The sequence below is a fragment of the Cytophagales bacterium genome (genome assembly GCA_019456305.1).
In the GTDB taxonomy this organism is placed as follows: Bacteria; Bacteroidota; Bacteroidia; order Cytophagales; family VRUD01; genus VRUD01.
Window position 1 is genome coordinate 1 of sequence record VRUD01000112.1, and the last position, 10,550, is coordinate 10,550.

11 protein-coding genes are annotated in these 10,550 nt (G+C 36.7%); 10 read left to right on the forward strand and 1 reads right to left on the reverse strand.

Annotated elements, in window-relative coordinates:
* Positions 1–542: 542 nt before the first annotated feature.
* The 3 genes from nusB (at position 543) to FVQ77_16380 (ending at position 3,500) form a co-directional block, all read left to right on the forward strand.
* Positions 543–1,523, forward strand: coding sequence for a transcription antitermination factor NusB (gene nusB / locus FVQ77_16370; GenBank protein ID MBW8051875.1), 981 nt, complete (start codon positions 543–545; stop codon positions 1,521–1,523).
* A gap of 393 nt (positions 1,524–1,916) precedes the next feature.
* Positions 1,917–2,216 (forward strand): YtxH domain-containing protein, encoded by a 300-nt coding sequence (locus FVQ77_16375; GenBank protein ID MBW8051876.1) that lies wholly within the window; start codon positions 1,917–1,919, stop codon positions 2,214–2,216.
* Between the two features lie 156 nt (positions 2,217–2,372).
* Complete coding sequence (locus tag FVQ77_16380; protein ID MBW8051877.1) at positions 2,373–3,500, forward strand: Re/Si-specific NAD(P)(+) transhydrogenase subunit alpha; 1,128 nt, start codon at positions 2,373–2,375, stop codon at positions 3,498–3,500.
* A 39-nt stretch (positions 3,501–3,539) separates the two neighbouring features.
* Here the strand turns inward: FVQ77_16380 and FVQ77_16385 are convergent, their stop codons facing one another.
* Entirely contained in the window at positions 3,540–4,901 is a 1,362-nt protein-coding gene (locus FVQ77_16385) for a choice-of-anchor B family protein (protein ID MBW8051878.1), read from the reverse strand.
* Between the two features lie 327 nt (positions 4,902–5,228).
* Here FVQ77_16385 and FVQ77_16390 point away from each other — a divergent pair, with 327 nt between their 5' ends.
* The 7 genes from FVQ77_16390 to FVQ77_16420 all read left to right on the forward strand — a co-directional run bounded on the left by FVQ77_16390 (position 5,229) and on the right by FVQ77_16420 (position 10,386).
* A complete protein-coding gene (locus FVQ77_16390) occupies positions 5,229–5,624 on the forward strand; it encodes a hypothetical protein (GenBank protein MBW8051879.1) in 396 nt (131 codons plus the stop codon).
* Positions 5,625–5,712: 88 nt separating this feature from the next.
* The gene (locus FVQ77_16395; GenBank protein ID MBW8051880.1) at positions 5,713–6,021 is read left to right on the forward strand and encodes an NAD(P) transhydrogenase subunit alpha; all 309 of its coding nucleotides are present in this window, start codon (positions 5,713–5,715) and stop codon (positions 6,019–6,021) included.
* Between the two features lie 63 nt (positions 6,022–6,084).
* The gene (locus tag FVQ77_16400) at positions 6,085–7,506 is read left to right on the forward strand and encodes an NAD(P)(+) transhydrogenase (Re/Si-specific) subunit beta (protein MBW8051881.1); all 1,422 of its coding nucleotides are present in this window, start codon (positions 6,085–6,087) and stop codon (positions 7,504–7,506) included.
* A 52-nt stretch (positions 7,507–7,558) separates the two neighbouring features.
* Positions 7,559–8,101, forward strand: coding sequence for a DUF1573 domain-containing protein (locus FVQ77_16405; protein ID MBW8051882.1), 543 nt, complete (start codon positions 7,559–7,561; stop codon positions 8,099–8,101).
* Positions 8,102–8,195: 94 nt separating this feature from the next.
* A complete protein-coding gene (gene yajC, locus FVQ77_16410) occupies positions 8,196–8,534 on the forward strand; it encodes a preprotein translocase subunit YajC (protein ID MBW8051883.1) in 339 nt (112 codons plus the stop codon).
* 228 nt (positions 8,535–8,762) lie between these two features.
* A complete protein-coding gene (locus FVQ77_16415) occupies positions 8,763–9,725 on the forward strand; it encodes a hypothetical protein (GenBank protein MBW8051884.1) in 963 nt (320 codons plus the stop codon).
* Between the two features lie 43 nt (positions 9,726–9,768).
* Entirely contained in the window at positions 9,769–10,386 is a 618-nt protein-coding gene (locus FVQ77_16420; GenBank protein ID MBW8051885.1) for a dephospho-CoA kinase, read from the forward strand.
* Positions 10,387–10,550: the final 164 nt, after the last annotated feature.

The following is a 10,550-nucleotide window of genomic DNA, read 5'->3' on the forward strand; positions in this document are numbered from 1 at the left end:
GTGTGGATGGTATAAATATTTGTGTGATCTTGCCAAACGCTGTGCTGATCAATTACTTTACCTTCTATAATAAAAGAGGAATTGTTGACTTTTTGCGAAAGAGGTATTTCATATAAGAGACATTGCGTATAAGCCGGATTGGTAATCCTGCAGATAAGCGCTAATATTAAAGTTATTTTACAAATGTATATCCTGAACATAATTGCAAATATAATGGATTTTCTCCACAAAATCTGACAAAATAAAAAAAATATGAATCTTTAAGGAGCCAATTGGGCACCTTAAAGAGAGGTGAACATACAAAATATTTACCCTATGCAAAAGTAGAATTTTTTTAAAAAAAATTAAAATCATCATGGATTTTTTTTGTTAAAGAAAAATTCATATTATTGCATTGTTGATATTTAAAGAAGTGTTTCAATACGTAAAGAGTATTAATATATTTTGTTGTTGATCATGTGTCAACATAAACTCTCATAAACACTTGAACACGAGAGCACATGAACACATTTTCATTGAACCGTTCTTTCCCATATTGAAAAATGCTCAACAGGAGAACCTTACGGATCAAGGCAATGCAAGCCATTTATGCTTTTAAGCATGGTCAAAGTTCTGATATGCAGCTTTCAAAAGTTCTTTTAAAAAAAGATGCTGTACTTTGCAGGAAGAATATGAACAAAGATATTGAGAATATCTATGATGAATACGTGTTGGTTTTGTTGTTGTTGATATCACTTTCTGATTTTGTTGAGATCGAAGAAAAAGAGAAAAAAGAAAGGCGGGTAAAGTCCGAACCTACTCCTGAAAAAAAGCTTAAGTTTTTTACCAATCAAGTGATAGAAAAGTTAAGAATAAATAAAGCGCTACAGATAGAAAGTGTAAAAAGAAACCTAAAATGGACTCCTGATGATTTAGTTGTTTTTAATTTGTATAAAAAAGTTTTAAAAAAAGATAAAGCGTATCTTGAATATATAGAGCTCAACGATAGCAATTTTGAAGAAGATATGCAAATAATAAAGCATCTACTCAAACATGTAATTTTAAAAGCTGCTGTAACAACGTCTTATTTTGAGGATAGGGATATGAGCTGGCCTGAAAATAAATACATCGTTGAGAGCTTGCTGAATATGGTCAGGTCGATAACTAATAAAAGTAACGGATCTTTTCCCCTGGCTGTGCTATCACAGAATTGGAAGGAAGATAAAATATTTTTTGAAAACCTTTATAAAAAAACTATAGATAATGATGATGAATATGATAAGCTGGTTGCAAAAAAAGTAAAGAACTGGTCTATTGAAAGGATCGCTGCGATTGACAGGATTTTGTTAAAAATGGCCATCAGCGAAATGATCAATTTTCAGGATATCCCTGTGAAAGTGACGATCAATGAGTATATTGAGATCGCAAAATCATACAGCACACCAAAGAGCAAAGAATTTATAAATGGAATTTTGGATAATATTGCAAAAACACTTGCAAAAAAGGGTATGATTAAAAAAAGTGGGAAAGGGTTGATTGGTTAGCTGTTAGCTGTTAGCTGTTAGCTTTTAGCTTTTAGCAATAGATTTGATAACACAAAATCAAAATGAAGAACTTTAGAAGATTGAAAATTTGGGAACGAGGAATGGAATCTGTTAGCTTTTAGCTATTAGCTTTTGGCTAACAGCCAACAGCTAACAGCTTTTTGAAGGGTTGCATGAAGAGCAACGCATGATCAACAGTTTCATTATTACACTGAAATTAACGGCTAACAGCTAATAGATAAAAATATAAGTTTAGTGTTCAGAGTTATAAGTTAGCGGCATTAAAAAAATGACTGATACTAAGAAATAATATAAAAACAAATATGAAAAGAAAACATTTTCTTAATTTTGACGTTACAAAATTAAATTATTAATTGAAATTGAAAAAGCATTATGAGCAAAAACACCAACACATTATTATCATTCTTAGTAGGTGCAGCCACAGGGGCTATATTAGGTATTTTATATGCTCCTGACAAAGGTAAAAACACCCGCGATAAGCTAAGTTACAGGCTAGACAAATACAGGGAAAATTTAAAAGAATTGGTCAACGATTTGGTTGACGGTAAGGAAAAGCCTTTTTCAAAAGCAAAAACTAAAGGAGAAAAAGTGATTAATGATACCAGAGATAGAGCAGAACGTCTGCTGGGTGATGTTGAAGAATTTATTGGTAAAATCAACACTAAGAAATAATAGTTGGCAGTTGGCAATTCTGGTAGAGACGCCCAATTTGGTCGACTCTACCAGAATTGCCAACTGCCAACTTGTGCCTGTGCACCAAAGTCCCCCCGAGTACTCGGGGGGACACAGGTGTGTATAAATTTTGGAATTCCGATACAATCAATTAAAATGGTCATTGGTATATTAAAGGAATCTAGTGATGAAAATAGAGTATCTATGCTACCGCAGGAAGCAGGCACGCTGGTCAAATCTGCTAACAAGGTAATTGTGGAATCAGGGGGCGGGCTTGGGGCATTCAAGTCTGATGAGTCCTACAAAGAGGCAGGTGTTGGAATTGTTTCAAGGGAGGAAATTTTCTCCTCGGCTGAAATAATTTTAAAGATCAACCCTCTTTCCGAAAAAGAGATTACGCAATTAAAAAAGCATACAATTCTTGCAGGTGTTTATCAGCCTTTAAATAACCCCACTTTTGGTTCAAAATTAGCACAAAATAAAATAGTCTGCTTTAGCTTAGATAGCGTACCCAGGATCACACGAGCTCAATCTATGGATGTGCTCTCGTCTATGAGCACGATTGCAGGATATAAAGCAGTGTTGATTGCAGCTTCCCGCCTGCCCAGATTTTTCCCAATGCTTATGACCGCTGCCGGCACTATCGCACCGTCAAAAGTTTTGATTTTGGGTGCAGGAGTAGCAGGACTTCAGGCAATCGCTACAGCGCGAAGGCTGGGAGCTGTTGTTGAGGTTTTTGATACTAGGTCTGAAGTTAAAGAGCAGGTTGAAAGCCTGGGCGCCAGGTTTGTGGAAGTGGAAGGTGCGGAGGAAGATTCAAAAGCAGGCGGGTACGCAGTAGAACAAAGTGAAGCTTTTAAGCAAAAACAGAAGGAAACCATCCATCAACACATTAAAAGATCAGACATTGTGATCACTACTGCCTTGATACCGGGCAAAAAAGCCCCCTTATTGATACCCAAAGAAATGGTAGAAAGTATGAAATCAGGCTCGGTAATAGTTGACCTGGCAGCTATAGCCGGAGGTAATTGTGAGCTGACTGAAGTTGATAAAGTGGTCGTTCATAACCAGGTGAGCATAATTGGAAATTCTAATCTTCCCTCTACAATGGCAGAAGATGCCAGCAGAATGTACGGGAAAAATCTCACTAACTTTCTCAAATTAATTATTTCTGATGGTAAGCTAAATATAAACCATGAGGATGAGATCATAAAAGCCTCCTGTATTACAAAAAATTCTGAACTCTTACAACCAAAAGCTGTTGAGGAAGAAGTGAGCGCTTAATAAGTAAGCATTTTCATCAAAAATTATATTGATATATTATCAATAGTGACTTTTTAAGAGAATAAATTTTCTGTGAATCACCGCTTTTTCTGTCACAAGCTGTAATACGTAAATCCCTTGCGGCCAGGACGTCAAATCAAACTTTTTAATAACCAGACGGCTGCCTGATTGTTTAACCTGTCTGCCGACAAGTAAGATTTCCTCTTCGTATAGCAATTGTCCTGTAATACTGAGAACCCTGATCAAATGAATACCCCTATTTTGCTGAAACTTTTTATTAGTGATCGTTACAAAAAATTTACCCTTGTTAGGATTGGGGTATACTTCTAATTGATTATCTTGAGTACTCAGGATTGAATATTGATCAATACCTGTAGGCATAATAATAGTATCAGTTACGTTAAAAATAAAAAGTCCGCTATCTACATCAAGCACAAAAATTTTATTGTTCAATGCAAAGGGATATACACCAAAAGCACCACCAAAACTTTCTCCTGATAATGGTGAAGTATCGTACTCATCAGCAATAGTTGGAGATGTAGGATCAGTTAGATCAAAAACACGAAGCCCGGCAGTGTAATAAGATGCATAAGCATAATCACCAATCACAAAAAGGTTGTGAACTGTAGCATCAATATCAGAAAAGGAACCAACCTTTACCGGTGTAGCAGGGTTGCTTATATCCCATATGGTTATATCCGGGCTTGGAGCTACTGCCAATTCATCACATATATAGAGGTAATTGCCATCTTTGCTCGGCCAGCCGTGATGGTGATATTGAATGGCCGAATCAGTAATAGAACCCAGTAATACCGGGTTTGCAGGGTTACAAATATCATAAATATATGTACCCGTATTACCATGAAAATCAAACAACCTGTTCCCGATAACTGATGCATCATGCCCCCCGGTTGTACTATCAGTCCAAATCATCACAGGATTAACAGGATCTGGGTTTAAGTCGTAAATGATCAGCCCGGGGTATTCTGCATACATATAACCGTTGTCATCAATAAATATATTATGAGATGATGGAAATGTATTTACAATTGCAGGATTTGCAGGATCGGCTATATTCACAATATATGCTGTGCCCGAGCCGCCTGTAACACAATATGCATAATTACTCCAGACCTTTATATCAAAATCAGGTACAGTGTTTAGATTGGCTACCTGCACAGGGTTCACAGGATCAGAAACATCTATTATTGTCAGGCCATTATTGCCTACAATTGCATACTCTTTGCCTGATGATGTGTCAATATAACCCCATACATCATAGGACATTCCAGGCAAATTTAACTGACCGAGTAGTGACAGTGTACCCTGCGCTTTTACACCAAACGAATGAAAAATAAAAAGTACAATTATAGATGAAATTTTGTAATGATATCTTTTCATTTTGTATATATTTTTTGAAAATCAAAACTAATTAGAATTTATAAATAATTACATTTTTTACTTTTATTTTTTAAATAATTTTTATTTACCTTGCGCCCCTGGAAATAATAGTTGGCAGTTGGCAGTTGGCAGTTGGCAGTTGGCAGTTGGCAGTTGGCAGTTGGCAGTTGGCAGTTGGCAGTTGGCAAGAACAGTGATCGGGGATTAGGGGATTGGTAAAATTACTAATAACTAAATAGCTTAATAACTTAATTTTATAATGAATGTTAAATTACTTGCCTGCTGAACATTCGGCAAGCAGGTCTGAAATTTTGATAAAAAATTAGTATGTTTAATAAATTTCGTATTATTATAGTAGTTTTATTATTGTCAGGTTTATCTGCAATAGCTCAAAATAAAGAGGTTCCTTTTACACAAGATGATAGAGATAGGTTGATCAGGCTTGATGTAAAATATGAAATGCTGGAAAAACGTTTTGATGATATGAATAAACGTTTTGATGATATGAATAAGCGAATTGATGATATAAAAACCTTTTTATACTGGGGCTTTGGAATTTTGTTTGGTATGATGATGTTTTTATTTGGGTTTATATTGTGGGACAGACGTACAGCACTTGCGCCTGTTATAAAAGAAAACAAAGCTATTAAAGAAGTATTAGTCAAACTTGCAGAAACAAATCCTGACCTGAAAAAAGCATTAAAATATGCAGCAATTTTGTGAAAATAAAGAATGTGCAAGACATTTGGATAAGAGATTGGTCCCTTGTTGCCTCAACATAACTTAATAACAAAAAATCAAAAGTAATATGATGGAAGCAATTATCAGTTTTCTTGGCGACAATATTGAGATGGTCTATATCGTCATCCTGTCAATATTTGTGGGCATGGAAGTTATATCTAAAGTGCCTGCTGTACTTCATACGCCTTTGATGTCAGGCGCTAATGCCATCCATGGTGTTGTGATCGTTGGAGCGATAATAGTGATGGGACACGCTGATAGCAGAGATTATTTATCCCTAACATTGGGCTTTATTGCAGTGGTCTTAGGTACTTTGAATGTGGTAGGAGGATTTGTGGTTACAGACAGGATGCTGGAAATGTTTAAGAAAAAAAAGTGATAAAGAAACAAAACAATCAGAAGGATTAAAATTCAGTATAATTCAGTAAAAAATCAATTAAAAATGCATCAACACATTATCTGGCTTTCATACCTTGTTGCCTCTGTGCTGTTTATTATCGGGCTTAAAATGCTCAGCCATCCTGAAAGTGCCCGTAAAGGTAATCTCTGGGCTGCTGCAGGAATGGGATTGGCGATATTGGTAACTTTAACTGATAGCAGTATTCATAATCACTTCTGGATCATTGTTGCTTTTGTTATTGGCGCTATCATCGGTACAATTTCGGCAAAGAAGGTTAAGATGACCGCCATGCCTCAAATGGTTTCTTTCTTTAACGGGATGGGAGGCGCTTGTGTTGCTGTGATTGGGATCATAGAATTTTCTTCATTGAGTGCACAAGATGGAATGCTCTATAACGGAGAGGAAATAGTTGAAGGGGGAATGTTGAGCGGGCATGTACTTACTATTTTGGTTGGGCTGATCATCGGTAGCGTTTCTTTTTCAGGCAGTATGATTGCCATGGGCAAGCTGCAGGGCTTTGTCACGGAAAAGTCAGTAAGTTGGCCTTTGCAGCGGTTTACAAATATGTTCCTATTAGCGCTTGTTCTTTGTTTAGGTGGCTACATCATGAGCTTAGAAGATAATAATATTATGCTTCTATACACATTATTTACGCTTGCATTGCTTTATGGCGTACTGTTTGTTCTTCCAATAGGTGGCGCTGATATGCCGGTGGTGATCTCGTTGCTAAACTCATTTACAGGAGTAGCTGCAGCCTGTGCCGGTTTTCTATACAATAACCAGGTGATGCTGACAGGGGGAATACTGGTTGGTTCAGCCGGTACTATATTAACCGTGCTGATGTGTAAGGCAATGAACCGGTCACTCTTAAATGTGATCATTGGCTCATTTGGCGGAGGCGCAAAAAGTGTTGGCGGCACAGATGAGGAAAAAACAGTACGGGAAATCTCTGTAACCGATGCTGCCATTCTTATGAGCTATTCCAAAAGAGTCGTGATCATTCCAGGTTATGGGCTGGCAGTAGCACAGGCACAGCATTTGTGTCATGACCTTGATAAATTATTGGAAGATAGGGGCGTGGATGTGAAATATGCCATACACCCTGTAGCCGGCCGTATGCCCGGGCACATGAATGTGCTGCTTGCAGAAGCAGATGTTCCCTATGATAAATTAAAAGAAATGGACGAGATCAATGCTGAATTTTCCAATACGGATGTTGCTTTGGTAATTGGCGCTAATGATGTAGTGAACCCTGCAGCCAATAATGATGAATCAAGCCCCATCTATGGCATGCCTATTCTGGAAGTTGAAAATGCAGAGAACATCATTGTCATGAAACGCAGCATGGCTGCCGGTTATGCCGGCATAGAGAATGAGCTGTTCTTCAACCAAAAAACAACCATGCTATTCGGTGATGCAAAAAGTTCGCTGGAAAAATTGGTGAGTGATATAAAATTGAATTAAAAAAATATTATATTTGCAAATTCTGATGTAAAAACAAAAAACCATTTTTGCCATGAGAAGAATAGTTTATTTTTCATTGATCATTGTATCAGGCGCTTTATTCAACTGCACCGACAACACCGAGCTTGAAGAAAGGGTAGAATCCCTGGAAAGAAAGGTAGAAAACCTATCTGCGAATAAGGTGATCAATAATCCCAATACCGCCTCAAATCCCAGCGGAGTTGTGGAAGGCCCGCTCTCTGAGATCACATTTGAAGAAAATGAATTTGATTTTGGGGATATTAATGCAGGAGATATCGTAACGCATATCTTTAAGTTCAAAAATAGCGGGGATGCTCCGCTGATTATTGAAAGCGCTACTGCATCTTGCGGCTGTACAGTGCCAAAATGGCCTAAGGAACCCATACCTCCGGGGGGAGAAAGTGATATAGAAGTAAGGTATGACAGTAAAAATAAAGCAGGGATCCAGCAAAAGACCGTTACGATCAGGGCCAATACACAACCCAATATTACCAAGCTCACTATTAATTCAAATGTGATCAAAACCGGCACGGATAATACAACGGTCCCCTTAAAGCATGATCATGATCATTAAAACGGTGTTCATGTGTTCGTGTGTTCACGTTACCCGAACACTTGAACACATGAACACTTTTCTATATGACGATAAACCTTTAACAATTAAAAATATGCTATCATTTATTTTATTACAAGCCAATCCTCCACCGGACGGTGATTCTGGTATGAATTTTACATGGATATTTTTTGGGGCTATCATTCTGATTTTTTATTTTTTTATGATCAGGCCTCAGCAGAAAAAACAAAAATCTCAAAAAACATTTATAGATTCCATAAACAAAGGCGATATGGTGGTAACTACTGGCGGTATCCATGGGAAGGTACTAAGTACCGAGGATCAACAGATAACCCTTGAAATAGATAGGGGCGTAAAAATCAAGATTGATAAAACTTCAATATCTTTGGAGGCAAGTAAGAGATACGCTAAAGATAGTAGCAGCAGGCAGTAGGCAAAAGGGTGGAATCATCGGATGATTAGATAGATTGTGCGTTGGACTCATCCGATGATTCGAGTTTCGGATTTCGAGTTTCGTCCCGAGTACTCGGGATCGAATTTCGGATTTCGAGTTTCGAGTTTTTGGATTTTTTTCCCATTATTACTATAGAGGGGCAAAGACAATGACTATAAGAAGTGTCGTGTCAAGGATATTTTTTTGAACGATAAACCGAAATAATTAATGAAATTTTCAAAAAATTTACTAGTATGGTTATATAAATCATTCTTTGAAAGAAAAAAAGAAGACCTCACAATAATAATACTATGCATAGTTGCTGCAGCTACTTTTTGGTTTTTTATTGCGATGAACAAGCACTATAATACTGCTAAGATCACCTATCCCATTAAAGTAAATTATGATAAAAATACCTTTATTCGTGTTGCCGATCTTCCCCCGAAAATAGAGTTAAATGTTGCCGGCCAGGGTTGGGATTTACTAAAGAAAACCTTCTGGTTTAATATAAAACCTATTGAATTGCAACCAGCCGATCTGCCTAAAAGCAGGTATTTAACTTCATCTTTTTTAATGTCTGTCGTCTCAGCCCAGCTCAAAGATATCAAGATCAACTACATCATGAATGATACGACCCATCTATACTTTGATTATCGTGTTAAAAAGAAAATAGCGGTTGGTGTTGATAGTGAGGCTATTTCACTTGCCCATAATTTTAGAATTATCAGCCCAATCAGAATTGATCCTGATTCAGTGGAATTTGATGGCCCAGCTGCTTTCATTAATAGTTTGCCCGGCAGAATTCAATTGAATATTCCTGATAAAAAAATAGATGATGACTTTGAGACAGAAATACCCATTCAATATGAACTGGCAAGTGTGGAGGAAGTACTGGTAAGCTTTGAAGTGGCTTTATTCGTTCAGGAAAACAGGAATGCCATATTACAATTAGTCAGTTTTCCGGAGAGCTCCTCTGCCTGGATTGAAAATGATACTATAAGTATTAGTTATTTTACAAATAAAAAAAACAAGGAGCAAGCAAAGGAAGATGATTTTGAAATCGTTCTGGATTATGCCGCATTGGATTTGACCGACACGACTATTGTGCCCACTCTTGTTAAAAAACCGGATTATGTTACTGACCTTACCCTTAACCCTCAAGTTGTTAAAATTTATTATAAAATGAAATAACGGCCAGGAAATTTACTACTAACAAAAAAAATATCTTTTTATATTGAACCTTCCAGATAAACCCCTTAAGATTGGTATTACTGGTGGCATCGGCACAGGTAAAAGCATTGTATGTAAAATTTTTGAACTTCTTGGCATTCCAATATACGATGCCGATGCAAGAGCAAAATGGCTTCTTACACATGATGTAGAATTGATCAAACAAATAAGGCAGCATTTTGGAGAGAATGTATATCTGTCTGTTAATGACAACCAACTCAATAAAAAAATTTTATCTGACAGGATTTATAAAAATCCAAATCAATTAGATTTGCTCAACAGTTTGGTTCATCCAAAAGTGATGGATGATTATGAAAAGTGGCAGAAAAACAATATTCACCATCCATATATCATTAAAGAAGCAGCTTTGCTTTATGAATCAGGAAGTTATCAATATTTGGATAAAATCATTACCGTATATGCACCAGTTTCATTGAGGATAGAAAGGATATTGAAACGCGACCCTCACCGCACAGAAAGCGATGTAAAAGCGATCATGGCAGCACAGATCAGTGACGAGCAGAAAGTAAAAAAAGCGGATTATGTGATATACAATGATGACAAGAAAATGGTGATTCCCCAGGTGCTGGAGTTACATAAAAAGTTTACAAGTACAAAGTAATAAGTTTAGTGTAATGAATAATTTAAGTTATCATAAATCCCGGGTACTCGGGATGAAACTTGACAACAAATGACCAGTACCCAGAACCTAGTGTAGCAACAATTTAGTTTTGCAACATTAATTAGTAATAAATAGATTCTTTCGTTATTAATCAACAAATGGTT